A 227-nucleotide genomic window follows, 5' to 3' on the forward strand; every position below is an offset into this window, starting at 1 on the left:
TTGGTAGCCCGGATAAGGCGCAATGCGCCGCCTCCGGGAAACTCCCCGGTGGCGCCATCGCTTACCGGGGCTACAGCGCTGTGCGATTTGGTAGTCTGGAGAAGGCGCAATGCGCCGCCTCCGGGAAACTCCCCGGTGGCGCTATCGCTTACCGGGGTTACAGCGTTGTGCGATTTGGTAGCCCGGATAAGGCGCAATGCGCCGCCTCCGGGAAACTCCCCGGTGGC

The 227-nt window shown here is 65.2% G+C and carries 1 protein-coding gene; it reads left to right on the forward strand.

All coding sequences use genetic code 11. The features are described 5' to 3' along the window. Positions 1–227 (forward strand): hypothetical protein (locus CWM61_RS29735; protein WP_100632283.1); only part of this gene is annotated, 227 nt, incomplete at both ends.

Source organism: Klebsiella sp. K-Nf6, from assembly GCF_002806655.1.
GTDB lineage: Bacteria > Pseudomonadota > Gammaproteobacteria > Enterobacterales > Enterobacteriaceae > Klebsiella > Klebsiella variicola.